Source organism: Pseudomonas sp. 05N433 (genome assembly GCF_056396925.1).
The window spans coordinates 83,101-107,467 of record NZ_JBFTML010000032.1; the positions used below are offsets into that span (position 1 = coordinate 83,101).

Here is a 24,367-nt window from a genome sequence, read left to right on the forward strand (position 1 = left end):
ATGGGTGTCATGCCGTTCGTTCAAGCGACCTGGAGAGTTTGCAGGCCTGTCGACGATCAAAAAAACGCGGCAAGTATCCTCGCAAGGGAAAACACCTACCGTAAAGAAAGCGTAAAAATGTACGGGCAGCAGCGAGCGAATTTCGATCAAGCTTCTTGTGCGCGACCAAAAATAGTCCTTAATTAGAGGCAAGGTTCTTTCCGGGACCTCGCCACATCGCTATATCCTGTGTTTCAACCCGAATCACCTGAATCGAGTGCCAAGGCACCACCAGCATGGAGTTTGCGAATGAGCCAAGGGCCTGTCCATGAGGACGACACCGCTATTGGACCTACCTGTACACCCTCAGAAGGTAGCGAGCAAACCTCCCCGTCCCTTCATGACCTGGGGTTGAGCGATGTCCTTGAGGCACTGCCCGAGGCCATCTACACCACCGATGCCAAGGGTCTGATCACCTTTTACAACCGTGCAGCGGTGGCACTGTGGGGAGTGACCCCGACGCTTGGGGAGAGCACCTTTTGCGGCTCCTGGAAGCTCTATTGGCCTGACGGCACGCCGCTGCCCCACGATGAATGCCCCATGTCCATGGCATTGAAGGAACAACGTCCTGTCAGAGGGATTGAAGCCATCGCCGAGCGTCCGGATGGCACACGCGTTCGTTTTCTGGCGTGCCCCTCGCCGATCTTCGATGCAGAAGGCAGCCTGATAGGCGCCGTTAACATGCTGATCGATCTGACTGACCAGACCGTCGCCGACAAAGCCGCGCTGATCCATGACGCGCTGGTCGAATCGTCCGCCGACGCGATCATCGCCAAAGACCTGAACGGCACGATTACCAACTGGAACGCTGGCGCCCAGCGACTCTTCGGTTACACGGCCGAGGAAGCGGTCGGCCAACCCATTGATATGCTCATCCCCCTGGATCGACGGGATGAGGAACCCGGCATTTTGGCGCGCATCCGTCGAGGCGAGCGCATCGAACACTATGAAACCCTCCGGCGGCGCAAAGACGGCAGCCTGGTCGAGATCTCTCTCGCCGTCTCCCCTATCAGAAATCGGCAAGGCCGTATTGTCGGAGCGGCCAAAATCGCTCGCGATATCACTGAGCGACGACAGGCGGAAGAACAAAAGAGCCTGCTCATCAGAGAGATGGATCACCGGGTGAAAAACCTGTTCACCCTGGCAAACAGCGTGGTCTCACTGAGCGCCCGTTCGGCAACGACCCCCGGTGAACTCGCCTCCGCCGTTTGCGCACGGCTGAACGCATTGGCGCGAGCCCATACCCTGACCATACCGCACGGTTTGAGTAACGAGCAGCCAACGACATTGCATGCCCTCATTCAAACCATTCTCGCGCCTTATGCCGATAGCGGGGATACCAGCCAGTCACGCGCCGTCGTGACCGGCCCTGACATAACGATTGACGGTGCATCAGTCACCAGCTTCGCTTTGCTGTTGCATGAGTTTGCAACCAACGCCGCGAAATATGGGGCGCTCTCTTTGCCTGAAGGGCTTTTGGATATTGCCTGTAGCGAGAGTGAGGAGGTATTCACCGTGGTCTGGAGCGAAAGGAATGGCCCGCTCATTGACCGGGAGCCCGACAGCACCGGGTTCGGCACCCTTCTCGCCAAAGCGACCGTGCATGGCCAGCTTCACGGCGAAATCCGCCGTGACTGGAAGCGCGAGGGGCTGACCATCACCGTAGCGTTTCCCTCTCGTAGCATAAGCGGCCAGTAGAGGGTTGGCTCCAGATGGTGCGAAGCGATTCGCACCTACTTTGCCGTTCCGCCACCAGGTTTATAGAACAGAAACTTCCGGGTCTCGCCCGTCTTGATGTACTGCTTCGCCCAGTCGGGTTTCACCGTTCTGTCGTGGAAATACAAGGCACCGTGGGTGCGGTCCGTCAGTTGCTTGTTGAGTGCCTTGCGCGCGATCTCCTTGGCGATGGCATATTCGTCGTCTTCCTTTACCTGATCCGCACGCCCGTCGCACCACCAGGAAAACTGGCAGGCATGCTTTTCGGAACCTTGCTTGACCACGGCGCACACCGTATCCGGAAAACCTTCGTGACCCAGCCGGTTCATGACCACGCTGGCGACGCCTTCCATGTCGGCAGCAGTCACCCCTTTGGCTTCCCAGTAGATACTGCGTGCAAGGCACGTAATGGCATCCTCCAGCGGCGCCGTGCCCGCCGGATCGACCGCCTGCGCTTCGGAGGGGGTGATGACCTCGGATTTGGGCACCGGAGCTTCGTTACCCTTCTCTGCCGCTTTCTGCTCCAGGACCTGTGCCTTGTCTTCAGCCACTTCCTTTTTTTGCTCCTGATCAGTCGCCCACACCTGGCCGCACAGAAGGATGATTGCGAAGCAGGTGGCTACCCCTTTAAATCGCATGTTCCGATCCTTCTGATTGAAACCGATGTGAACAACGACACGATCGCAGACCTGAGTTGATTGTAGTCGCCGGAATTCATGCCAACAGGCAGGCAGTAAACTGCATTTGGGCGCGAAAAGGCATTGCATAAGGAGGGGTGACATCGCGCATCATGGCAGGGTCCATTCCAGGGAGATTTTCATGCGCAGCCTGTCATCCGTTTTGCATCTTGGCGTGTTGTCATTCGGGTTGGTGTTCAGCGTCATCGCGTCGGCGGCCGATGAACAACAGCTGGTAGAGTCGATCAACGTTTACCGCAGCCAGGTACAGCGCTGTGCCGGACAGGCGTCTTCGGAGTTACCACCGCTGGCCAGCGATCCGCGCCTGGTGCTGTCCGCCAACAGCATCGGCGACCTGCAGCAGGCACTGGCCCGCGCGGCGTACCCGATGGTTAATGTGCAGGCAATCAGCTTGTCCGGCCCGCGTGATGCGCCCGCCGCGATGAAGGCGATTCAGGAGAGCTTCTGCCGGGTGGTGCTGGACCCGCAATTTGTCGATATCGGCGTCAGCCGGGAGGGCCGCGAGTGGCGCATCGTGCTGGCGCGCCCGCTGTTGACGGGGCGCTTGGGCGACTGGCAGGCGGAGGGACAGAAACTCCTTGAAGCGATGAACAGCGCCCGCACGCAAGCGCGCCAGTGCGGTACCCAATCCTTCACCGCCACCACGCCGCTGGTCTGGAACGCCACGCTGGGATCAGCCGCCGAGGGCCACAGCCGGGCCATGGCCAACCAAAACTTTTTCGATCACAAGGACCGCGACGGCCGCACGCCGGGTGATCGGGCTGAACTGGCGGGGTACGCCGGCCAGCAGGTCGGTGAGAACATCGCCGCCGGGCAGGACACAGTGCGCAAGGTGGTCGATGGCTGGCTGGCCAGCCCGGGGCATTGCGCCAACCTGATGAACCCACAATTTCGCGAATTGGGTGCAGCCTATGCGGTGGACCCGAAGAGTGACGCGGGTATTTACTGGACGGCGATGTTTGGCACGCCGTAAAGGCGGCTGCTTGATTGTGCTGCGCTAGCGCATCAAGACACCATCAATGACGTTGCCGTTGCCGCTGTAGCTCGGTCTTCAACCAGAGGTTGGCCGGTTGTATGCCTGCCGGACAGCGCACTTCATAGGCGCGGCCACTCATGCTGCTTTGGGTGGCCGCCAGCTCAATAAAGTCTTCGGCGCTGTTCACCCTGTCCTGTTCTTCAAGGTACTCCAGCTTCTTCTCCAGATGCGCCCGGGCTTGAGGGCCGCCGTATTCGCTTCCGTTGCGCACAAACCGGCATTCACTGTGCTCGACAAAGTCCAGCAAGCTGTTTATTTCCTGAGTGGCTTGAGGTGGGATTTGTGCCTGTGCATTGAACACCACGGCAGTCAGGCCGATACCTGCCGCCGTCAGCCATTGAGTGAGGGGTGCAACAATATGCCCAGTCAGCCTTCGCATGATTATTCCTCAGGAGATCAGAGCGGTGATGGCCGCTCTGGAGCTGGGCGCAGACAGGTCAATCGTCTCGGTCGTCATGGTCGCGGTGCCGACGGCGATCATCACGACGATCATAATCCCGGTCATACCCACGATCATCACGGTAATAATAGCCACGGTCATGGTCGCGACGGTATTCACGGTGATCCCGATCGTACCTGTCTCCCTCTTCCCAGTAAGGAAAGCAACCTCCCAGCAGGAGAGTACTTGCAATGGCCAGGGTCATTATCGCGGTGCGCTTCATTTTAACGTCCTAAAAGGTCAGAACTACGGGGATGAGGTGACGCTAGCGGCGAATCGATCGCAGTGCGTTCAAACCCATAATTACGACCCTCAAGCCGGTCAATGATTCCGTTATCACCGGGCCTTACAGCGTTCTCTGGCTGTTACCGATGGTTTTGGCTTTTTCGATGGCCCACTCCATCGCCGCTTCCATGTCCAGCAGATGCGGCGAGGGGTGCTTGTCCTCGACAATGGCCGAGCCGTCCGGCCAATAGACCCCCATGAACATCTTCAGCGAACCGTCTCTCAATATCTCGGCTTTGACCTCAATCGTGCATCCGTTCGACAGCGTTTCCGAGTGGGTTATATGACGCTCAGTCATGACTGCATTCCTCCCGTCGTTGCTATCAGCGTAACCCATGCAGCGCCGGGCGCGATGACGCTCAGGCGTCTGCCTGCACCACCTCGATCCCCAGTCTTTGATAGTCCTCAAGATTGCCCGAGGCCACGTGACGTTCGGTAATCAGCGTATGCACACGGGCGCAAGGCGCAACCACGAAGGGCTCCACGGCACCCAGTTTGTCCGCGGTGGTCACGGCAATCACGTGGGAGGCGCTGGCGAGCATCGCCTGCTTCACCGGCACTTCATCGAAATGCAGCGAGCTGAGGCCGACTTCCGGATGAATGGCACAGACCCCGGTGAACACCAGGTCGGCCTTGATGCCCTCGATCAATCGCAGGGTTTCATGCCCGCTGGAAGACATCGTCGCAGGGTTGAGCTGACCACCGGCGACGATCACCGTGATGCCTTTGTATTCGGCCAGCGTGATCGCAATCATCGGCGACGCGGTGACGGCCGTGATGACAAGGTCGGAAGGCAGCGAGCGTGCGATCTGCAGCGTGGTGCTCCCGGAATCGAACATCACGATCTGGCCGTCCTTGACCCGGCGCGCGGCGAGCTGCGCCAGCCGGGTTTTCACCTCGTCGGTTTCGCTGACCCGAGTGAAGTAATCCTTGCCCGTGTCCTTGGGACGCGGCAACGCCCCCCCGTGCACCCGCTGCACCAGCCCGGCACTGGCCAGCTCCGACAGGTCCCGGCGAATGGTGTCCTCGGACACGGCAAAATGCTGACTCAGCTCGGAAGCCATGACCTTGCCGTCACGTTCGAGGATCAGCAGGATTTTTTGGCGGCGCAGTTGGGGGAGTTCGGCGGAGGAATGCTCAGCGTGCATGGTTATGCCTGTTTTTGCGTGTTTGTGCGAGACTAGCCAAACACCTCAATGAACACAAGGCGCTCCCACAAGGGATTGTGTTTGATTGATACCCATCACAAGGCACTCACGATGAACTCACGCAACCATTGATGCCCAGGGTCGCGGTGACAGCGCTCGGGCCAGAGCATCGACATCTCGTATCCCGGCACTTCAAGGGGAGGCTCGACCATGGTCAAGGCGTGCGTATCGCGAACCAGGCGCGCTGGCAGCATCGCGACCATGTCGGTGCTCTCCACCACCGACGGGACAAACAGAAAATGGGGGAGCGAAAGCACCACTCGGCGCGTCATGCCCAGCTGGGAAAGCGCCTGATCGGTGACACCCTGAAAGCCTCCGCCATCCCGGGATACGATGACGTGGTCGAGTTCGCAGAACTGCGCGAGTGTCGGTCGCTGTCTCAACAGCGGATGGCCAGTACGCCCCACCAACACATAGCGTTCGGTGAACAATGCACGACGTCGTAAGCCTGGGGGAGCATCCTCAGTGGTATGAAACGCCAGGTCGATTGCCCCCTGCTCCGCTTGTTTGGCCAGTTGTGACGGCATCAGGTCAAACACCGCCAAACGCGTGCCGGGTGCCGCCGAACGCAGCCCGGCCAACGCGGGCAAGATGATGGTCGACTCGCCGTAGTCCGACGCCATGACATTCCACGTCTGCCGTGCCTCGGCCGGGTTGAAAGGGCTGGCGGGCGACACCGCGCGCTCCAGGGCTTCCAGGGCCTGGCGCAACGGCTCGCGCAACTCATCGGCCCGAGCCGTGGGCCGCATGCCCCGTGGCCCTGGCAGTAACAGCGGATCGTTGAAAATATCCCTCAATTTGGCGAGATGAACGCTCACCGAAGGTTGCGACAGATTCAGACGTTGCGCCGCACGGGTCACGTTGTGTTCCGAGAGCAGGACATCAAGCGTCAGCAGCAGGTTGATGTCCAGACGTCGCAGATTATTCATGACAATACCTGGCATATTGGTTATTCATTTCCAATATACCTGGTAAGGCCTGATTCTGCTGGCTTCTGACAACGGAGACTCAGCCCATGAATGTTCTGCTCGTTTACGCCCATCCCGAACCCAAATCGTTAAACGGTTCGCTCAAGGACTTTGCCGTCAAACGCCTGGAAGCTGCCGGCCACCAGGTACAGGTTTCCGACTTGTATGCGATGGACTGGAAAGCCTCGCTGGACGCCGATGACAGTTTCGGCCGGCCTGCCGACGCACGATTCGATCCGTCGCAAGACTCCAAGCGTGCCTTCAAAGAAGGCCGGCAACGACAGGACATCGTTCTCGAACAGGAAAAACTGCTCTGGGCCGATACCGTCATTCTGCAGTTTCCGCTGTGGTGGTTCTCGATGCCGGCGATCCTCAAAGGCTGGGTGGAACGCGTCTATGCCTATGGTTTTGCCTACGGCGTAGGGGAGCATTCCGATGCGCGCTGGGGCGACCGTTACGGGGAAGGCACGCTGGCGGGCAAACGGGCGATGTTGATCGTCACCACCGGTGGCTGGGAATCTCATTACAGCCCACGGGGCATCAACGGGCCGATCGACGATGTGCTATTCCCGATCCAGCACGGCGTACTGTTCTACCCCGGCTTCGACGTGCTGCCACCGTTCGTGATCTATCAGACCAGCCGAATGGATGAGGCGAGATTTTCAGCAACTTGTGAGGCGCTCGGCCAACGGCTGGATGACCTGTGGGAAACCGCGCCGATTGCGTTCCGACCGCAAAATTCAGGGGCGTATGACATTCCGCAACTCACATTGCGTGATGAGATTGCTGCGGATCAGTCGGGCTTTGCGGCTCACATCAAACAGGCAACACACTCGTTGTAGCAGCTGTCGAGCCTGCGAGGCTGCGTTCGGCTGCGAAGCAGTCGTCAAACCAGAACTCGCGGTGTGTCAGGCAGACCGTGTCGGCCGGATTCACGACTGCTGCGCAGCCGAACGCAGCCTCGCAAGCTCGACAGCTGCTACGGCGAATACGAAAAAGCCCGCACAAGGCGGGCTTTGGAAATCGAGTAGGTGGCCAGCGCTGGTCTCTGGCTTACAAGGTTTATCGGGCCTCTCACAGAACAGGATTTTTAGCTTTGGGCTGTTCTGCCTCACACGGCATAAGGGCTGGATCTCAGCGCGGAGATCTTTCTAACCGTGTACCCTTGGGAGCGCGCCCCACGCCTCCTCGCTATCCCTTTGCGCATCAGTCTGCGTCTTCACCTACAACCTCAGAATAGCAAACCATTCGAAGCCTGGGTCGGGGTTTTTAGACTGATTTTTTTCAAGGGAAATGATGGGTAAATGGAAAAATACTAACGCCGCGAGACGGACGTCCATGCCGCCTCCAACACCCGAACTAATTCACCGACATGCTTCCCGTGAGGTTCTGCTGCATGTAGGCCAGGAAGCGCCGCTGAAACAGCATGGTGTGCTCGTGCGCGGCCTGTTCGGCCTCATCCGGATTGCGCGCGGCGATGGCGTCAATCATTTCGTCATGGTCACGCCCCAACCGCGTACTCGTGCTGGCGGCGCTGATGATGTAGTCGAAATGCAGATGCAGCAGTCGCTGCCCCTCTCCCAAAAGCTTCTCGTAATAGCTGATGAAGTAAGGGTTCTTGCCGGCCTCGGCAATGGTCATGTGAAAAGCTTTGTTCATTTCCGACATCGCCTGGAAATCCCCGGTACTGACGGCCTCCAGATAAGCGGCATCGGCGGCGCGGATACGCGCCAGATCCTCGTCAGTACGCTGTAGCGCCGCAAGCCTTGTGACGGCACGCTGAATCAGGTCCAGGGCGGAGATGTAGTTAGGGAACTCTTCGATCTCGAACGGYGTCACCAACGTGGTGCGATTGGGCAGAATCGTCACCAGCCCTTCGCTGATCAGCCTTGCCAGGGCGTCGCGCACAGGCGAACGCGACAAGCCGAACTGCGCCGCCAACGACACTTCATCCAGCGGCGTGCCAGGCTTGAGCTTCAACGTCAGGATCTGTTTGCGCAGCTCCTCGTAAATGTAGCGCCCACCATGGCGCTTGACGCTTGCGTTGGTTTCAGCGGTGTCTTTGCTCATCAGGCAGCTCTCAGCGATACAGGCCGGACGTCTGTCCGGCCCGCAACTTTAGCATCAGCCAAGGCTCGGTTAGAAACCTTCGCCCCAGGTGTCGCTCAACATGAACCCTTCGCGGAGCGGGTCGTCCGGGTCTACACCAATCTGATGCAGACCATACACCCAGGCCCGCCCGGTGATTCTCGGCAACACCGCAGGCCGATCCCCCACCTCGGTCAGGCCCAGCAACTCGACCTTGAATTCACCGCCAATGGTGGAGCGCGAAGTGAGCTGGTCGCCTGGCTGCACCAGACCGCGCGCGCTCAGGGTCGCCAGGTTCGCCGAGCTGCCAGTTCCGCACGGCGAGCGGTCCACCCGGCCGGGCGGCAACGTGGTGCAGGTTTGCCAGGCTTTGTCGTCGAGGCGATGGCGGAACATCACATACGCGACTTCATTCAGCTCTTTGATCAACGGATGGCGGACCACCACCTGCTCGTTGATCAACCGCCGCAAACGCACCCCTTCGCTGGCCAGCGTACGGGCGTTTTCCGGAGCGATGCTCAAGCCGATCTGATCGACATCCACCAGCGCGTAATAGACCCCGCCAAAGGCGATGTCAGCCTTGATCGGGCCATACTCGGCGGTTTCAATGACCACGCCCAAATGCTCGACGAACGAGGGCACCATATCCAGCGAAACGCTGAGACAACGCCCATCCGCACACTGGGCACGCGCCGTGACCAGACCGGCCGGCGTGTCGAGCACCACGGTGGTGGACGGCTCCTGCATCGGCAAAATGCCCAGTTCCAGCAACGCGGTGACCACGCAAATGCAATTGCTGCCGGACATCGGGTGAGCCTTGTCTGCCTGTAATACGATGAACCCGGCCTGCGCCTCCGGCCGGGTGGATGGCAACAGCAGGTTGACGGACATTTGCAGGCAGCCGCGAGGCTCCAGCACCACCAGCCGACGCAGGCTGTCGTCCACTTCGTTGATGTAGTTCATCTTGTCGAGCATGGTCTTGCCGGGGATGTCGAGCACACCACCGGTAATGACTTTGCCGATCTCGCCTTCGCAGTGCACGTCGGCCATTTGCAGGGTTTTCTTCCAGCGCATCTCGGCCTCCTCTATTTGATGTACCAGCCCCAAGGCTGCTGGCTGTCATAACGGGTGATCTGCTTGGTTTCCAGGTAATTGTTCAAGCCCCACTCACCCAGCTCACGGCCGATCCCGCTTTGTTTGTAGCCACCCCAGGGTGCTTCGGTGAAGGTGGGTTGCGAACAGTTGATCCAGACAATACCAGCCTGCAGTCGGCGCGCGACCCGCTCCGCCCGTTGCATATCCGCAGACATCACCGCCGCCGCGAGGCCGAAGCGTGAATCGTTGGCGCTACGCAGCGCCTCGGCCTCATCGTCGAATGGACGCACGCACACTACCGGGCCGAAGATTTCTTCTTTCCAGATCCAGCTCTCTTCGGGCACATCGGCAAAAATCGCCGGCGTCAGGAAGTAGCCTTTTTCGCAGTCGGCCGGACGCGTGCCGCCGTACAACAAGGTTGCACCCTCCTCCTGGCCTTTGGCGATGGCTTGCAGCACTTTGTCGTATTGGCCACGGCTCACCAGCGGCCCGAGCAACACCCCCTCTTTCAAACCATTGCCGATGCTCAAGCTTCGGCTCTGTTCGACCAGGCGCTTGAGCAACGGCTCGTACAGATCCCGCTGGACCAGCACGCGGGACGTCGCGGAGCACACTTCGCCCTGGTTCCAGAAAATCCCGAACATGATCCATTCGACGGCCGCGTCGATGTCGCTGTCATTGAAAATGATGAACGGTGACTTGCCGCCCAATTCCAGGCTGATGTTTTTGATGTCGCGAGCCGCCGACTGCATGATCTTCGTCCCGGTCGGCACACTGCCGGTGAAGGCCAGCTTGTCGATGCCCGGATGCTCACTCAACGGTGCGCCGGCCTCGTTGCCCAGGCCGGTCACGACGTTCAACACACCGGCGGGCAACCCGGCTTGATGGGCAATGTCGGCCAGTTCCAATGCGGTCAGCGGCGTGAGTTCGGAGGGCTTCAACACCATGCAGCAACCCGCCGCCAACGCCGGAGCGACTTTCCAGGCCGCCATCAGCATCGGAAAGTTCCAGGGAATGATCGCGCCCGCGACCCCCATGGGCTCTTTACGGGCGATTGAGCTGAAGCGTTCATCCGCGAGGAAAATCGCTTGCTCCCGATGTCCGTCGAGGTCTTCGGCCAGATCGGCATAGAATTCGAAACAACCGGCCGTGTCGCCGATGTCCCACAGCGCTTCGGGCAAAGGCTTGCCGTTGTCCCGCACCTCAAGCTCGGCCAGGGCTTGCTGACGCTCGCGGATTCCGGCGGCGATCCGGCGCAGCACAATGGCACGCTCAGCCCCGCTCATCTGCGGCCACGGGCCCTCATCAAACGCACGGCGTGCGGCGTTTACCGCCCGGTCGATGTCCGGCGCGGTCGCAGCGGCTACGCGGGTGATTACACACTCATTGCTCGGGTCGATGGTCTCGAAGCTGCCGCCTTTGACGGGGCTGACCCATTGGCCGTCGATGTAAAGCAGGTCGTAGAAATTCATGAAGGGCCTCAATTGAAAGCAAAACGTTTGGCACTGAATGGGCTCAGGTCCTGGGCAGGTTTGCGTCCGGCGACCATATCGGCAATCAGTCGCCCGGTCGTTGCCCCGAGGGTCAGCCCCAGTTGCCCGTGACCGAACGCAAGGAATACGTTTTTGAGCCGATCGCAACCATCGATGATCGGCTTGGTGTCCGGCAGAAACGGGCGATAACCGACGCCATATTCAAGGCCGTCGATGTTCAACTGAGGAAGGATCCTGCGGGCCTTCTCCAGAATGATGTCCGCGCGTTTGTAGTTGGGTTCCGCATTGGGGCCGGCGAACTCGATCGTTCCGCCTATTTGCAAGCCTCGGGTCATCGGTGCGAAGCAAAAACCGCCATCGGCATAAATCACCGAATGACGCACCTCGACACCGGAATGAGGAAGCAGCACTTGATAACCGGCAATGCCCGCCAGAGGCACGCTGCCGCCGATTTGCCCGAAGAATTGTCGTGAGCCGATTCCGGCTGCGATCACCACATGATCGGCAGCGTAACGCGCACCGCTTGTAAGGGTCACGCCGCTGGCACGGTCGGCGACTTCATCAATGCTCTTCACTTCAGCACGCACCCGGGCGCCGCCTTGATCGATGAAGCTTTGCGTCAGAGCCGCAATAAATCCTTTGGTATCACTGACCGCACGCCAATCGGGAAACAGCAAACCGTGGCTGAATTTGCCGGCCAATGCGGGTTCAAGATCGGCAATGGCACCCCGATCCAGAACCTGCGACTTGAAACCCAGCGACCTGCGCAGGTCCATGTGTGGCTCTTCCTGCTCAAGCCCTTCAGCCGTGTCGAACACCTCGATGATCGGACGTTCGCCCATCAAGGTCTTGTCGGCACAGGCATTCAGCAGCGGCGCATAGTCTTCGTAGACATGATGCGTGAGCGTCGCCATTTCATTGGAAATCTCGACGATCCTGGAATGCCGCGCACATGCCACAAACCGCAAAAACCACGGCAGGATTCCCGGCAAGGCGCTGGGTCGCAACGCCAGTGGCCCTTTCTGATCCAGCAACCAGGCCGGAATCTTTTTCAGTATTCCCGGCTTGGACAACGGGATGACTTCACTCACCGCCATTTGCCCGCAGCTCCACTTGGCCGTGCTGTCGCCCGGCGCCTGGGGGTCGATCATCGTGACGCGATAGCCCTCGCGCTGCAGATACAGGGCGCAGCAGACGCCGACGATACCCGCGCCGATGACCACCGCGGTCTGGCGCTCGGCTTGCTGCTGGATGGGTGATTGCATAGGGATCATATACACCGTCTCTCTCTAGGAAGCTGAGCCCGCACCGTCCCACGTGGAGGCCGATGCGGGAAACGTATCAGCCTTGCAGCTTCTCGAACTCCTTGCGGAATTCGGTTTTTTCCTCAGCCGTCAGCGGCAACAACGGCATGCGCGCCACACCCACTTCAAAGCCAGCCAGTTCGCAACCGTATTTGACCTTCTGAATGAACTTGCCGCTTTCCAGATTGGCCATCAACGGGAACAACGAACGCACGATTTGTTGCGCACCGGCCAAGTCACCCGAGGTGTACTTGTTGTAGAACGAAACGATGTGCGGCGACAGGAAATTCGCCGGCGCACAGATCCAGCTGGTAGCGCCCCACAGGAAAAAGTCCAGCGCCTGGTCATCGGAACCGCAGGACAACTGAATCTTGCCCTTGTAGTTTTCACCGATCTCGACGGCGCGCAGCAGGTTGCCCGCACTTTCCTTGATGCCGATTACCCGTTCATGATCCTTGAGCGCATCCAGCACGCTATAACCCACTTCAACATTAGTGCGGATCGGGTAGTTGTAGAGCACGATGTTCACGTCCGGCACGGCATCGAGAATCGCTTCGTAGTGACCGATCAGCTCTTCCTGGGTTGGAATGGCGTAGTACGGCGGCGCAATCAGCAGGTTGCGATAACCAATGTCACGGGCCTGTTTGACCTGCTCGATCACCTCACGGGTACATGAGCCGTTGGCACCGGCGATCAGCATGCCGCGATCGCCGACCACCTCGCGCACGGTCGCCATGACCTGACGACGTTCGTCGTTGGTCAGCGCGTAGTATTCGCCCGTTGAGCCCAGCGGCACGAACCCGCTTACGCCCTGCTTGAGTTGATATTCGATAATCGATGTCAGGACGTCGTAATCAATGGCACCGGATTGATCGATGGGGGTCACCAGGGCCGGCAGGATGCCTTTGAGTTGCTGCATGGGAATGTCTCCAGTGGGTTGAGTTAGTACGCGTAGCGTCTGAGCATCCGGGTTTCGATCACGCCAACCAGTCGGGTCAGGGGGAACGCCACCAGGAAATAAATCACCGCCACCGCCGACAGGAACTCGACCGGGCGCGCGGTGCTGTTGGAAATGTTCTGGCCGACGAACATGAGGTCGGCGATCCCCACCGACGAAATGAGTGCGCTTTCCTTGAACAGGCTGACCACGTTGGACAGCAGCGGCGGGACGGCACGCAACAATGCCTGGGGGAAAATCACGTAGAACACTTTGTTCCACGACGCCACGCCCAGGGCGGTACAGGCATCGTGTTGCTCGCTCGGAATCGACTTGAGCGCGCCACGAAAGGTCTCGCTGGTGATGGCAGTCATGTACAGCGTCAACGCCAGCACCACCGAGACGTAAGGCGGCACCGAGATGCCGAATACGACGGGCAGGCAGAAAAAGATCCAGAACAGTTGAATCAGCAACGGCGTGCCGCGGAACAGCTCGACGTACAGGCCGGTAGGGATTCGGATCAACGGGCTTTTCGAGAGCCGCAACAGACTCAACAGAAACCCGCAGACGCTGCCCAGCACCGCGCAACTGACGGTGAACGCCAGCGTCAGCGCCAGGCCTTTGGCCAACACCTGTCAGTAGGAAAGGACCACCCAGAAATCCAGCTGCATCTTCTTCTCCTCAGCGCGCGAGCGCAGTGTCCTGGCGCCGCTCGAGCCACTGCACCAGCTGCGCGATGGGCAGCGAGAGGGCGAAGTAGATCAGGGCGATCAGCGAGTAAGTTTCGAGTGGGCGATACGCTTCGGTGGCAATGCTTTTGCCGACGTACATCAGGTCTGCGACCGCCACGATGGCCACCAACGCGCTTTGCTGGAGAATCGAAATGCCGTTGGTCATCAGTACTGGCAGCGCGGTGCGCACGGCTTGCGGCAGAATCACGTACAGCGTGCGCTGCCACGGGCGCAGGCCCAGCGCAACACAGGCATCCAGATGTTCGCGTGGCACTGCCTGCACCCCGGCCCGATAGGCTTCGGCGTTGAACGCAGTGAGGTTCAGCCCCAGGGCCAAAACGCCCATGGTGATCGGGTCGATGAACACGTTGAACAGCATCGGCAAGCAGTAGAAGAACCAGACGATCTGCAACAACGCCGGCGTGCAGCGGAAGAACTCGATGAACAACTGGGCGGGCCAGCGGATGAAAAACCAGCGGCTCAGGGTCAGCAGGCACAAGCCGAAACCGAGTATCAGCCCCTCCACATTCGACACCAGCGCCAGCTGCAGGGTGACCTTGAGGCCCTCCCACAGGGCACCGAAGTTTCCAGTCAGAAAATGGAAATCAAATTGATAATTCATGGTCGTACCCCTCAGCCCAGGTGCAGGACTTTTTCGAGGAATTCGCGGGTGCGCGGCTCCTTCGGCTGAGTGAAGATCTGCGCGGGAGGCCCCTGTTCGACAACCTTTCCGTTGGCGCAGAACACCACCCGCGAGGCGATGTTTTTGGCGAAATGCATGTCGTGGGTGACGATGATCATGGCCATCTTCTCCTCGGCCAATTGCATCATCACGTTCTGCACTTCGGTGACCATTTCCGGGTCGAGCGCCGAAGTCACCTCGTCAAACAGCATCAGCTTCGGTTCAAGCATCAAGGCGCGGGCAATAGCGACACGCTGCTTTTGCCCGCCGGAGAGCTGGCTTGGATACGCATTGAGCTTGCTTTCCAGACCCAATCGCGCCAGGAAAATCCGTGCTTTCTCGGTAGCCTGGGCCTTGGACAGCCCGTGAACTTTCATGGGCGCCAGAATCAGGTTGCTCAAGACCGACAGATGCGGGAACAGCGTGTAGTGCTGGAACACCATGCCGACCTGGGTTTGCAAGCGCACATCCAGTGGTTTGCCCTGGTTTCTCGCGTTGCCATCGATGTAAGGCTGGCCCTGGAAGTTGATCGTCCCGCCCTGGATGCTTTCCAGCCCCATCATGACCCGCAGCAACGAACTCTTGCCGCTGCCGCTGGGACCGATGATTACCAGCCGATCGTCGGCACGCATATCCAGGCTCAAATGGTCCATGACCACCAACCCTTCGCCATAGGATTTGTAAACATCGCGCAGCTGGATGAAGTCGCCGCCAGCCGAATCGGGGACGAACGATGCCTGTGGCTGGGCGGCCACCAGTAAAGGAGCTGTCATAGGGGGTCTCCAGGAGAGCGGCGGTTACCGGCCGCTCTCGGGAATCAGCGAAATTACTTGGATGTTTTTTCGTCGGCGTTCGCGAGGATGGAAGCCTTGTCGACCAGGGCGGCGATTTCGCCTGTCTCGCGACGCTGGGTGAGGTAGATGTTCAGCACTTGCAGGTCTGACTGCGACGCGTCACGGTTCAGTCCGAACGCGACGCCCTGCTTGGCCAAGGCCGGGGCCGGCATTATTTCCTTGGTCCAGTCCGGGTTGGCGACGGCGAACAAATGGTTGGTGTCACTGGCATCGACCAGCACGTCGGCGCGGCGGGACATCACCGCCAGTCGAGTCTCGTCCATCCCGGGTAAACGCATGACCGAGCCATTCTTCACCACCGCACTGATCGCCTTGTCGGCGGCCGTGCCGGACATCACTGCAAACGACACGCCCGGCTTGTCGTAGTCGGCGATGGCATTGCCCGCCGTGGCCAGTTTTGGATTGTCTTTATGGGTGAGCAACGAGATCTGGTAGTCGGTCGCCGGGACCGAGAAGCTGACGGCCATGGCCCGTTCCGGGGTCTGGTTCAATGCCATCGCCAGATCCCATTTGCCACCTTGCAGACCCGCAACCAGGTTGTCCCAGTTGGTGTCAACGAACTCCACCTTGACCTTCAGCACCTTCTCGCCGAAGTCCCGACACAAATCCACGAAGTAGCCGCTGTACTGACCGGAACGGGCATCACGCATCACATAGGGCGCCGCCACCGCAGCGCCGCAACGCAGCACGCCGGCYTTTTGCACGCCTTGCCAAAGTGACGGATCAGCGGCCTGCGCTGGAGCCTGGCTCAATAGCGCACCGATGGCGATGGCACAGAGGAGCATGTTGCGGGCGGAGCGAGAGAATAACCGAGCCATTTTGAACCTCACCGTTATGTAGTTGTTCTTGGGCAGAAAGGTACAAGCGTGTAGCAATGTGCGCCATAATGTGTGCAGCGCTGTATGCAGATTAGTTTTGAACGAATTGAGCTGTCAACAGACTTGCCCGGATTTTTTCAGGAAAGTGACTGAGCGGTCGGACGACCGCTCGAAGTGTCGAAACCGTCAGGCGGTTTGCTGTACGGCTTGCAGGAAGTGATCGAGGATCAGGCTTTGGCGGCGGCTTTTGGCGGTCACAATGGCCAGGGGCGCATCGAAATGGAACCGTTGCGGCGCGATGGCTTTCATCATGCCCTTCTCCACCCACGCGGCCGCATAATGGTCGGGGAGGAAGCCGATGTAACTCCCGGTGAGGATCAAAAAAGCGATGCCTTCACGGTCGGTGGCAGTGGCGGCGCAATCGAGCAAGTGGTGCAAACCGATGGCTTCGGCGGTCATGCGAAAACTCGGCACCACGGCATCCACATGGCGCAAATCATCGGTGGACACCGTGTCGGCGCAGGCGAACAACGGATGCTCATGGCTGCAATACAAGTACGACCGCTCTTCATAAAGCAGGTTGTACTCAAGGCCTGAAAGCGGCGTAATCAAAGGGACTACCCCGACATGCAGACGACCGTCCAATACCCCGCGTTCGATCTCGGCCGGCGTGCTCATGCTCAAATTCACCGTCACCCCCTCGCCTTGGCTGCGCAGTGATTTCAAGGCCCGGGTGATGCGCATCTTCGGCTGGGTGACCAAATTATTGATGATCCCGATATTCAAGTCCCCCCGCAGTTGGCTGTGCAACTGGTTCACCTCGGTTCGAAACCCCTCGATGGCCACCAGCACCGCCTCGCTGGAACGAAGCACCTCACGTCCCTCATCCGTCAACGCGAAGCCGGCACGTCCACGCTGGCACAAGCGGACTCCCAGACGTTTTTCCAGATCGGCCATATGCACGCTGATTGCAGAGCGGCTGATCCCGAGCGAGGTTTCCGCCGCCGAGAAACTCCCGCACTGCACCACGGTTTTGAAGAGTCGTAACAATCTGAGGTCAAAGTCACTGACCTGGCTGAGGGGGATTTTCTGACTCATAGGTGAATTTTCCTGAACGTAAACATTTAACGATTCAGATTTATATCACCCATTGGCTCAGGGCATGCTCTGTTAAATCCGGTCATCGATTGCTCTTGTAGCAGCTGCTACGGGAGTGCGTCGTGGCAGCTCAAAGGCATAAACACTTGCAGGCGCTACATCGGTAATTTGTATTCAAATGCCAGCTTTATAATATTTTACCGATCCAGGGGTGATCCCTAGTCTTGACCCAAGAAATGGCAGGCCACAACCGACCTGATTCCAACTTCGATGGGTATAGAGATGACCACTGAAAAAACAAAAATAGATACGCTGATTGTGGGCGCCGGTCAGGCTGGCGTGGCCATGAGTGAACACCTGAGCAAACTCGGCGTGCCTCACCTCGTACTGGAGCGCAGCCGCATCGCCGAGCGCTGGCGCAGCGGTCGTTGGGATTCGCTGGTGGCCAACGGCCCGGCCTGGCACGATCGGTTTCCGGGCCTTGAGTTCGACGATCTCAGCCCCGACAGCTTTGCCCCGAAAGAACGGGTGGCGGATTATTTCGAAGCCTACGCGAAGAAGTTCAACGCCCCCATCCGCACCGGCGTGGACGTGAAGAAAGTCGAGCGCAATGTCGGTCGTCCGGGCTTCACCATTGAAACCTCCGAAGGCGTGATCGAGGCCAACCGCGTAGTGGCCGCCACCGGACCTTTCCAGCGCCCGGTTATTCCGCCGATCGCGCCGAAAGATCAGCCATTCACCCAGATCCACTCCGCCGAATACCGCAACCCGCAGCAACTGCCAGAGGGCGCTGTGCTGGTGGTGGGCGCCGGCTCGTCCGGGGTGCAGATCGCCGATGAATTACAGAGTGCCGGCAAGCAGGTTTACCTCTCGGTGGGTGCGCACGATCGCCCTCCTCGCGCCTATCGCAACCGTGATTTCTGCTGGTGGCTGGGCGTGCTCGGCGAGTGGGATCAGGCAGCGATGAAACCCGGCCGGGAACACGTGACCATCGCGGTGAGCGGCGCGCATGGTGGCCGTACGGTGGACTTCCGTGGGCTGGCCCATCGCGGAATGACGCTGGTGGGTCTGACCCAATCGTTCAATGGCAGCGTGGCGACGTTCCAGCCCAACCTTGCCGACAACCTGGCACGCGGCGATGAGAACTATCTGGCGCTGCTCAATGCCGCCGACGCCTACGTCGAGCGCAATGGCCTGGACCTGCCGGAAGAACCTGAGGCGCGGCATACCTTCCCGGATCCGGATTGCGTCACTAACCCGATTCTTGAACTCGACCTGGCCAAGGCTGGCGTGACGTCGATCATCTGGGCCACCGGGTTTGCCACGGATTACAGCTGGCTGAAGGTCAACGCGTTCGACGACAACGGCAAGCCGCAGCATCAGCGCGGAGTGTCGAGCGAGCCTGGGGTGTATTTCCTCGGCCTGCCATGGCAATCGCGTCGCGGCTCTTCGTTCATCTGGGGTGTTTGGCACGACGCCAAGTACGTGGCTGATCAGATCRCCATTCAGCGCTCATACCACGACTACCGCGATGCCCTGCAACGCGAAGCTGAAACCGCCCCCGTCGCGCATAAAACCACCGTCAGCGCTTAACGAATAGTTCTTCAGGAGCCTCAGATGTCCACGCCAACCCATACCCGTATTCGCATGTTCAACACCAAGGAAACCTACCCGAACCAGAGCCTGGATAATGACCTGTGCCAGGCCGTGCGGGCCGGCAACACCGTTTATGTTCGCGGCCAGGTCGGCACCGATTTCGAAGGCAACCTGGTGGGCCTCGGCGACCCGCGTGCGCAAACCGAGCAAGCCATGCGCAACGTCAAACAGTTGCTGGAGGAAGCTGGCAGCGACCTCAGCCACATTGTCAAAACCACCACTTACCTGATCGACCCGCGTTACCGCGAGCCGGTTTATCGGGAAGTGGGCAAGTGGCTCAAAGGGGTGTTTCCGATTTCCACCGGGTTGGTGGTGTCGGCACTGGGGCAGCCGCAGTGGCTGATGGAGATTGATGTGATTGCGGTGATTCCTGAGTAAGCAGGTAGACCGAGTCGCGGCTTTCGCGAGCAAGCTTCGCTCCTACAGTAGATCGCTGTTTCATGAACGACCCTGATCATCTGTAGGAGCGAAGCTTGCTCGCGAAGACGCCCGCACAGACAACAACTTTGCCAAGGCCAACCAAGGAGCAAAACCATGACCTTCTCCATCGCCGCCCGTTGCCCCGAAACCGGTCAGTTCGGCATTGCAATCAGTTCCTCAAGCATCGCCGTCGGCGCCCGCTGCCCCTGGCTATTGCCCGGTGTCGGCGCGGTCTCCACACAAAATATCACCCTGCCATCCCTCGGCCCGGAAACCCTCGCCCTCATGGAACAAGGCCTCGCACCTGCCGAGGCTCTGGACAAGGCATTGACCCGCAACGGCTACAGCCAATACCGACAAATCACGGCGATTGACCACCTCGGTCGCACCGCGCATTTCAGCGGCTCAGAAACCCTGGGCAACCACAACGCCGTGTCGGGCGAGCAATGCGTGGCCGCCGGCAACATGCTCGCGGACCGAGCCGTGATCCAGGCCATGGTCGAGGCGTACGAACATGGCGAGGGCCAACTGACCGATCGCTTGCTCACCGCGATGAAAGCGGCGGTGGTCGCAGGCGGTGAAGCCGGGCCGGTGCATTCGGCTGCCGTTGTAGTGGTCGGCGAACTGACCTGGCCGATCATCAACCTGCGGGTCGATTGGGCTGATGAAGATCCGATAGGCAAATTGCAGCAGTTGTGGGACGCCTATCGCCCACAGGTCAAGGACTACATCGACCGCGCCCTCGCCCCCGACAAATCCCCTGGCTACGGTGTTGCCGGAGACGACCGATGAGCAACAGCCGCGATTTGCTTGAAGCCTTGGTGGCGTTCGACACCACCAGCCGCGAATCAAATCTGCAGCTGATCGAGTTCGTCCGCGACTACCTCGCCCGCTTCGAGGTGCCTTGCGAATTGATCTACAACGACGAGCGCAGCAAGGCCAATCTGTTCGCCACCATTGGCCCGGCGGATCAGCCGGGCATCGTGTTGTCGGGGCACACCGATGTGGTGCCCGTCGACGGCCAGCCGTGGACCGTCGCGCCATTCCAGCTCACCGAACGCGACGGCAACCTGTACGGTCGCGGCACCGCGGACATGAAAGGCTACATCGCCTGTGTACTCGCCCTGGTGCCGTCACTGGTGAAGGCCTCGTTGCGACTGCCGGTGCACATCGCGCTGTCCTACGATGAGGAAGTCGGCTGTCTCGGCGTTCGTTCGCTTTTGAAAGCCCTCGAACAGCGCCCGGTCAAACCGATGCTCTGCATCATTGGCGAACCCACCGAACTCAAACCGGTGCTGGGCCACAAGGGCAAGCTGGCGATGCGCTGCGACATTCATGGCGAAGCCTGCCATTCGGCGTACGCGCCGCTCGGGGTCAATGCGATTGAATACGCCGCCGAACTGATCGGCGAACTGGGGCGGATTGGCCACAGGCTCAAGGCACCGGAGCATCACGACACCCGTTTCGATCCGCCGTTCAGCACCGTGCAAACCGGCGTCATCTCCGGCGGAAAAGCCTTGAACATCGTCCCCGCCGATTGCCGCTTTGACTTTGAAATCCGCGCCCTGCCCTCACAAGACCCTGGCCTCGTTGCGCAGGAATTGCAGACCTACGCCGAGCAACAAGTGCTACCGCGCATGCGCGCCGTGAGTGATCAGAGTGAAATCCGCTTCAGTGAATTGTCGGCCTATCCCGGTTTGGCGACCGATGCGCACAGCGAAGCCGCTGAGCTGATCACGGCATTTTCCGGTTCTGGGGAGTTCGGTACGGTGGCGTTTGGCACCGAGGGCGGTCTGTTTGACGCGGCGGGAATTGCGACAGTGGTGTGCGGTCCGGGCAGCATGGATCAGGGTCATAAGCCGGACGAATTTGTCAGCCTCGAACAATTGAACGGCTGCGATGAAATGCTGCAACGGATGCTGTTATCAATCAGCCGCTGATGGTTGGCCCGACGCTCAGGTATACAGTCGGGCCAGTTCTTCCTGGCAGTAATCCACGAACAGCTGCACCGGTTTGGTCAGCTGCGACCTTCTCAACCATGCCGCCGACAGACCCGAACCGGTCACGGTCTCGGCCAGCGGTATGCACACGACTTTCTGCCCGTCATAGGTGTATTCGGAAAACGGTTTGGTGACCAGAATCGAAAAGCCAAAACCGCGCCCGACCATCCCCCGCACCATCTCAATCGAAGGTGAGCTGAACACAATGTGCGGCGTCAGCCCGCGCTCTTCAAAAATGCTCACGAAGTAGGTCCGGCTCGGCACCACGTCCAGCAATATCATCGGCTCCAGCACCAGGTCATTCAGCGACACTTTCGCCTGTTGCGCGAAGCGGTGATCCGCCGGCAGCAAGGCGTAGGGCTGCTGCGGCGGCATCAGCGGCACTGTCTCAATCGTGCTGTCCAGATCGTGTTCGAACAGCATCGCCAGGTCGATGCTGCCGGCGGTCAGTGCCTGCACCAGTTCCTGCTGTTCGCCATCGCGAATGCGGATCTCCACACCTGGCCAACGCTCCTTGAAACCAGCGATCAAACGCGGCAGGTACAGCGGCGCCACCGTTTCAAAACAGCCAATATCGATCTGCCCCGCGACCACGTCGTTGTCAGCCAGCGCGTTCTGCTCAAACTCATGCGCGACCCGCAGCAGCTCCAGCGCCTTGCGATAAAACCGCGACCCGCTCGGCGTCAGCGAAACACCCTGGGCGTGATGCCGGATAAACAGCTGCACGCCAAAACTTTCTTCAAGGTGCTTGATCGCCGTCGACACCGACGGCTGCGCGATATAAAGCTTGCGCGAAGCCTCCGCCACGCTGCCGCAGTCGGCGGTGGTGACGAAATACTTGAGCTGTCGCAGGTTGTAAGCGGCCATGGGGACCTCCAGACACAACACATCAAAATCAAAAAACTTCCGCGGAACACAATTACTGTAAGAGCTGGCGAAGCCTGCGGGATCAGTCGACGCACAACTCTGTGGCGAGGGGGCTTGCCCCCGTTGGGTCGCGAAGCGGCTCCAAAACCTGCAACCATGGTGTATCAGGTGCACCGCATGCAGCGGTTTTACGACTGCTTCGCAGCCGAGCGGGGGGAAGCCCCCTCGCCACAGGTAACAAAACCAGGCATTACGGAGTATCCAAGGACGCTCAGGATCAAGCCTGAACATACCCGACACACCAAAACCCCGGGCATATATTTTTTAAGGTTTGAAGCAACAAACATACTAATTTATCTATCCCGACGCATTGCACATCATCGCTCCAACAAGAAAAGCGTCGCTCGCGCGGCGCTCACCGAAGTACGTCCACGTACTCATCCTTGCCTTGGAGTTCACCATGTCCACCGCAGCAACACCCTCCGCTCCGCTCATCGAAAAACACACGATTGGATACGTCCCCCCGGAAGATCGCCACGGAAAGGTAAGAGACCTGTTCACCCTCTGGTTCGGCGGCAACATCGCGCCGCTGCCCATCGTCACCGGCGCCCTCGGCGTGCAGCTGTTCCAACTGAACCTGGTGTGGGGCATCGTCGCCATTCTGGTCGGCCACCTGGTCGGCGGTGTGCTGATGGCCCTGCACTCGGCGCAAGGCCCGCAGATGGGCATTCCACAAATGATCCAGAGCCGCGCCCAGTTCGGCTCCCTCGGCGCCCTGCTGGTGGTGCTGATCGCCGGCATCATGTACATCGGCTTCTTCGCCTCCAACATCGTCCTCGCCGGCAAGTCCCTGCACGGCGTGGTCGACAGCGTGCCGGTGCCAGTGGGCATCGTCATCGGCGCGCTCGGGTCGGGCATCATCGGCATCATCGGCTATCGCTTCATCCACGTGCTCAACCGCATCGGCACCTGGGTGCTGGGCATCGGCATCGTGCTGGGCTTCGGCTACATCCTCACCCACGTACAGACCGCCGACTTCCTCACCCGCGGCAGCTTCAACATCTCCGGTTGGCTGGCCACCGTATCGTTGGCCGCGCTCTGGCAAATCGCCTTTGCCCCCTACGTGTCCGACTACTCGCGCTACCTGCCGGAAGACGTGCCCGTCGCCGCCACGTTCTGGACCACCTACCTCGGCTCGGCACTCGGCTCCAGCCTGTCGTTCATCTTCGGCGCCGTCGCGGTACTCGCCACGCCCGTCGGCATGGACACCATGGACGCGGTCAAACTCGCCACCGGCTCCATCGGCCCATTGATGCTCGTGCTGTTCCTGCTCAGCGTCATCAGCCACAACGCCCTCAACCTCTACGGCGCCGTGCTGTCGCTGATCACCCTGGTACAAACCTTCGCCTACCGCTGGATCCCCACCGCCAAGAGCCGCGCCGTCCTCTCGGTCATCGTCCTCGCCGGCTGCTGCTTCGCCGCCGTCGGCGCCTCCGCCGACTTCATCGGCCACTTCGTCGACATGGTGTTGGTGTTGCTCGTGGTGCTGGTGCCCTGGACCGCGATCAACCTGATCGACTTCTATGCCATTCATAAAGGTCATTACGACATTGATTCGATCTTCCAGGTCGATGGCGGGATCTATGGCCGATACAACCCGCAGGCGTTGTTGGCGTATGCGATAGGGATTGCGGTGCAGATTCCGTTCATGAACACACCGCTGTATGTCGGGCCGATCTCGGCGCACATCAATGGGGCGGATTTGTCCTGGGTGGTGGGGTTGTTGGTGACTTCGCCGTTGTACTGGTGGTTGGCGAATCGTGACACGGCTTACAAGCGTCGGCTGTCTACCGGAAAACTGGCCAACAGTCTGTAACCCTGTAGGAGCCAGGCTTGCCGGCGAAGACATCCTCAAATACGCCGTCGCCGGCAAGC

The 24,367-nt window shown here is 59.7% G+C and carries 25 protein-coding genes; 8 read left to right on the forward strand and 17 right to left on the reverse strand.

The window, feature by feature from the left end:
* The first annotated feature begins 390 nt into the window (after positions 1-390).
* On the forward strand, positions 391-1,737 hold the full coding sequence (locus AC1DIS_RS17920) for a PAS domain S-box protein (protein WP_177343092.1): 1,347 nt from the start codon (positions 391-393) through the stop codon (positions 1,735-1,737).
* Between the two features lie 35 nt (positions 1,738-1,772).
* Here the strand turns inward: AC1DIS_RS17920 and AC1DIS_RS17925 are convergent, their stop codons facing one another.
* Entirely contained in the window at positions 1,773-2,393 is a 621-nt protein-coding gene (locus tag AC1DIS_RS17925; protein ID WP_477744640.1) for a cell wall hydrolase, read from the reverse strand.
* A 181-nt stretch (positions 2,394-2,574) separates the two neighbouring features.
* On the opposite strand from AC1DIS_RS17925, the gene AC1DIS_RS17930 reads away from it, so the two are divergent.
* Positions 2,575-3,426 carry a CAP domain-containing protein gene (locus AC1DIS_RS17930; protein ID WP_086946179.1) on the forward strand — a complete coding sequence of 284 codons (852 nt, stop codon included), beginning with the start codon at positions 2,575-2,577 and terminating at the stop codon, positions 3,424-3,426.
* A 43-nt stretch (positions 3,427-3,469) separates the two neighbouring features.
* Here the strand turns inward: AC1DIS_RS17930 and AC1DIS_RS17935 are convergent, their stop codons facing one another.
* The 5 genes from AC1DIS_RS17935 to AC1DIS_RS17955 all read right to left on the reverse strand — a co-directional run bounded on the left by AC1DIS_RS17935 (position 3,470) and on the right by AC1DIS_RS17955 (position 6,350).
* Complete coding sequence (locus tag AC1DIS_RS17935) at positions 3,470-3,868, reverse strand: YfeK family protein (RefSeq protein WP_064618435.1); 399 nt, start codon at positions 3,866-3,868, stop codon at positions 3,470-3,472.
* Between the two features lie 58 nt (positions 3,869-3,926).
* Positions 3,927-4,151, reverse strand: coding sequence for a hypothetical protein (locus AC1DIS_RS17940; protein WP_081626573.1), 225 nt, complete (start codon positions 4,149-4,151; stop codon positions 3,927-3,929).
* A 123-nt stretch (positions 4,152-4,274) separates the two neighbouring features.
* Entirely contained in the window at positions 4,275-4,511 is a 237-nt protein-coding gene (locus AC1DIS_RS17945) for a hypothetical protein (protein ID WP_007942075.1), read from the reverse strand.
* A 61-nt stretch (positions 4,512-4,572) separates the two neighbouring features.
* Positions 4,573-5,361: a DeoR/GlpR family DNA-binding transcription regulator gene (locus tag AC1DIS_RS17950; RefSeq protein WP_477744641.1), complete on the reverse strand. Its 789-nt coding sequence runs from the start codon at positions 5,359-5,361 to the stop codon at positions 4,573-4,575.
* 95 nt (positions 5,362-5,456) lie between these two features.
* Entirely contained in the window at positions 5,457-6,350 is an 894-nt protein-coding gene (locus tag AC1DIS_RS17955) for a LysR family transcriptional regulator (protein WP_477744642.1), read from the reverse strand.
* 86 nt (positions 6,351-6,436) lie between these two features.
* Between AC1DIS_RS17955 and AC1DIS_RS17960 the strand changes: the two genes are divergently transcribed.
* Complete coding sequence (locus AC1DIS_RS17960) at positions 6,437-7,231, forward strand: NAD(P)H-dependent oxidoreductase (RefSeq protein WP_477744643.1); 795 nt, start codon at positions 6,437-6,439, stop codon at positions 7,229-7,231.
* 517 nt (positions 7,232-7,748) lie between these two features.
* Here the strand turns inward: AC1DIS_RS17960 and AC1DIS_RS17965 are convergent.
* The 10 genes from AC1DIS_RS17965 to AC1DIS_RS18010 form a co-directional block, all read right to left on the reverse strand.
* Complete coding sequence (locus AC1DIS_RS17965) at positions 7,749-8,459, reverse strand: GntR family transcriptional regulator (protein WP_111453429.1); 711 nt, start codon at positions 8,457-8,459, stop codon at positions 7,749-7,751.
* A 69-nt stretch (positions 8,460-8,528) separates the two neighbouring features.
* Positions 8,529-9,551 (reverse strand): proline racemase family protein, encoded by a 1,023-nt coding sequence (locus AC1DIS_RS17970; protein WP_138867803.1) that lies wholly within the window; start codon positions 9,549-9,551, stop codon positions 8,529-8,531.
* 11 nt (positions 9,552-9,562) lie between these two features.
* Positions 9,563-11,044: an aldehyde dehydrogenase family protein gene (locus AC1DIS_RS17975; RefSeq protein WP_111453427.1), complete on the reverse strand. Its 1,482-nt coding sequence runs from the start codon at positions 11,042-11,044 to the stop codon at positions 9,563-9,565.
* A gap of 8 nt (positions 11,045-11,052) precedes the next feature.
* A complete protein-coding gene (locus tag AC1DIS_RS17980; protein WP_218281479.1) occupies positions 11,053-12,330 on the reverse strand; it encodes an NAD(P)/FAD-dependent oxidoreductase in 1,278 nt (425 codons plus the stop codon).
* A 76-nt stretch (positions 12,331-12,406) separates the two neighbouring features.
* Positions 12,407-13,288, reverse strand: coding sequence for a dihydrodipicolinate synthase family protein (locus tag AC1DIS_RS17985; RefSeq protein ID WP_477744645.1), 882 nt, complete (start codon positions 13,286-13,288; stop codon positions 12,407-12,409).
* 23 nt (positions 13,289-13,311) lie between these two features.
* Positions 13,312-13,935: an amino acid ABC transporter permease gene (locus tag AC1DIS_RS17990; RefSeq protein ID WP_477744646.1), complete on the reverse strand. Its 624-nt coding sequence runs from the start codon at positions 13,933-13,935 to the stop codon at positions 13,312-13,314.
* Between the two features lie 52 nt (positions 13,936-13,987).
* Positions 13,988-14,659 carry an amino acid ABC transporter permease gene (locus AC1DIS_RS17995; RefSeq protein WP_111453423.1) on the reverse strand — a complete coding sequence of 224 codons (672 nt, stop codon included), beginning with the start codon at positions 14,657-14,659 and terminating at the stop codon, positions 13,988-13,990.
* An 11-nt stretch (positions 14,660-14,670) separates the two neighbouring features.
* Complete coding sequence (locus tag AC1DIS_RS18000) at positions 14,671-15,492, reverse strand: amino acid ABC transporter ATP-binding protein (protein WP_111453422.1); 822 nt, start codon at positions 15,490-15,492, stop codon at positions 14,671-14,673.
* A gap of 53 nt (positions 15,493-15,545) precedes the next feature.
* Positions 15,546-16,391: a transporter substrate-binding domain-containing protein gene (locus tag AC1DIS_RS18005; protein ID WP_111453421.1), complete on the reverse strand. Its 846-nt coding sequence runs from the start codon at positions 16,389-16,391 to the stop codon at positions 15,546-15,548.
* Positions 16,392-16,577: 186 nt separating this feature from the next.
* Positions 16,578-17,489 carry a LysR family transcriptional regulator gene (locus AC1DIS_RS18010; RefSeq protein WP_111453420.1) on the reverse strand — a complete coding sequence of 304 codons (912 nt, stop codon included), beginning with the start codon at positions 17,487-17,489 and terminating at the stop codon, positions 16,578-16,580.
* 282 nt (positions 17,490-17,771) lie between these two features.
* On the opposite strand from AC1DIS_RS18010, the gene AC1DIS_RS18015 reads away from it, so the two are divergent.
* The 4 genes from AC1DIS_RS18015 to argE all read left to right on the forward strand — a co-directional run bounded on the left by AC1DIS_RS18015 (position 17,772) and on the right by argE (position 21,505).
* Positions 17,772-19,082 (forward strand): flavin-containing monooxygenase, encoded by a 1,311-nt coding sequence (locus tag AC1DIS_RS18015; protein WP_477781000.1) that lies wholly within the window; start codon positions 17,772-17,774, stop codon positions 19,080-19,082.
* Between the two features lie 24 nt (positions 19,083-19,106).
* Positions 19,107-19,523: a RidA family protein gene (locus AC1DIS_RS18020; protein WP_018930235.1), complete on the forward strand. Its 417-nt coding sequence runs from the start codon at positions 19,107-19,109 to the stop codon at positions 19,521-19,523.
* A gap of 156 nt (positions 19,524-19,679) precedes the next feature.
* The gene (locus AC1DIS_RS18025) at positions 19,680-20,357 is read left to right on the forward strand and encodes a DUF1028 domain-containing protein (RefSeq protein ID WP_258612282.1); all 678 of its coding nucleotides are present in this window, start codon (positions 19,680-19,682) and stop codon (positions 20,355-20,357) included.
* A complete protein-coding gene (gene argE, locus AC1DIS_RS18030) occupies positions 20,354-21,505 on the forward strand; it encodes an acetylornithine deacetylase (protein ID WP_477744647.1) in 1,152 nt (383 codons plus the stop codon). The genes AC1DIS_RS18025 and argE overlap by 4 nt, the downstream gene beginning before the upstream one ends.
* A 15-nt stretch (positions 21,506-21,520) precedes the next feature.
* Here the strand turns inward: argE and AC1DIS_RS18035 are convergent, their stop codons facing one another.
* A complete protein-coding gene (locus AC1DIS_RS18035) occupies positions 21,521-22,432 on the reverse strand; it encodes a LysR family transcriptional regulator (RefSeq protein ID WP_019648652.1) in 912 nt (303 codons plus the stop codon).
* A gap of 460 nt (positions 22,433-22,892) precedes the next feature.
* On the opposite strand from AC1DIS_RS18035, the gene AC1DIS_RS18040 reads away from it, so the two are divergent.
* On the forward strand, positions 22,893-24,308 hold the full coding sequence (locus AC1DIS_RS18040; RefSeq protein WP_477744648.1) for a purine-cytosine permease family protein: 1,416 nt from the start codon (positions 22,893-22,895) through the stop codon (positions 24,306-24,308).
* Positions 24,309-24,367: the final 59 nt, after the last annotated feature.

Bases quoted from the DNA above. Each gene is read 5' to 3' on its own strand.
- AC1DIS_RS17985 (WP_477744645.1), bottom strand. From the start codon at position 13,288: ATGCAGCAACTCAAAGGCATCCTGCCGGCCCTGGTGACCCCCATCGAT.
- AC1DIS_RS17975 (WP_111453427.1), bottom strand. From the start codon at position 11,044: ATGAATTTCTACGACCTGCTTTACATCGACGGCCAATGGGTCAGCCCC.
- AC1DIS_RS17960 (WP_477744643.1), top strand. From the start codon at position 6,437: ATGAATGTTCTGCTCGTTTACGCCCATCCCGAACCCAAATCGTTAAAC.
- AC1DIS_RS17980 (WP_218281479.1), bottom strand. From the start codon at position 12,330: ATGCAATCACCCATCCAGCAGCAAGCCGAGCGCCAGACCGCGGTGGTC.
- AC1DIS_RS17995 (WP_111453423.1), bottom strand. From the start codon at position 14,659: ATGAATTATCAATTTGATTTCCATTTTCTGACTGGAAACTTCGGTGCC.
- AC1DIS_RS17935 (WP_064618435.1), bottom strand. From the start codon at position 3,868: ATGCGAAGGCTGACTGGGCATATTGTTGCACCCCTCACTCAATGGCTG.
- AC1DIS_RS17950 (WP_477744641.1), bottom strand. From the start codon at position 5,361: ATGCACGCTGAGCATTCCTCCGCCGAACTCCCCCAACTGCGCCGCCAA.
- AC1DIS_RS18035 (WP_019648652.1), bottom strand. From the start codon at position 22,432: ATGGCCGCTTACAACCTGCGACAGCTCAAGTATTTCGTCACCACCGCC.
- AC1DIS_RS17940 (WP_081626573.1), bottom strand. From the start codon at position 4,151: ATGAAGCGCACCGCGATAATGACCCTGGCCATTGCAAGTACTCTCCTG.
- AC1DIS_RS18020 (WP_018930235.1), top strand. From the start codon at position 19,107: ATGTCCACGCCAACCCATACCCGTATTCGCATGTTCAACACCAAGGAA.
- AC1DIS_RS18040 (WP_477744648.1), top strand. From the start codon at position 22,893: ATGTCCACCGCAGCAACACCCTCCGCTCCGCTCATCGAAAAACACACG.
- AC1DIS_RS18010 (WP_111453420.1), bottom strand. From the start codon at position 17,489: ATGAGTCAGAAAATCCCCCTCAGCCAGGTCAGTGACTTTGACCTCAGA.
- AC1DIS_RS18000 (WP_111453422.1), bottom strand. From the start codon at position 15,492: ATGACAGCTCCTTTACTGGTGGCCGCCCAGCCACAGGCATCGTTCGTC.
- AC1DIS_RS17930 (WP_086946179.1), top strand. From the start codon at position 2,575: ATGCGCAGCCTGTCATCCGTTTTGCATCTTGGCGTGTTGTCATTCGGG.
- AC1DIS_RS17945 (WP_007942075.1), bottom strand. From the start codon at position 4,511: ATGACTGAGCGTCATATAACCCACTCGGAAACGCTGTCGAACGGATGC.
- AC1DIS_RS17970 (WP_138867803.1), bottom strand. From the start codon at position 9,551: ATGCGCTGGAAGAAAACCCTGCAAATGGCCGACGTGCACTGCGAAGGC.
- AC1DIS_RS17955 (WP_477744642.1), bottom strand. From the start codon at position 6,350: ATGAATAATCTGCGACGTCTGGACATCAACCTGCTGCTGACGCTTGAT.
- AC1DIS_RS17925 (WP_477744640.1), bottom strand. From the start codon at position 2,393: ATGCGATTTAAAGGGGTAGCCACCTGCTTCGCAATCATCCTTCTGTGC.
- argE (WP_477744647.1), top strand. From the start codon at position 20,354: ATGAGCAACAGCCGCGATTTGCTTGAAGCCTTGGTGGCGTTCGACACC.
- AC1DIS_RS18025 (WP_258612282.1), top strand. From the start codon at position 19,680: ATGACCTTCTCCATCGCCGCCCGTTGCCCCGAAACCGGTCAGTTCGGC.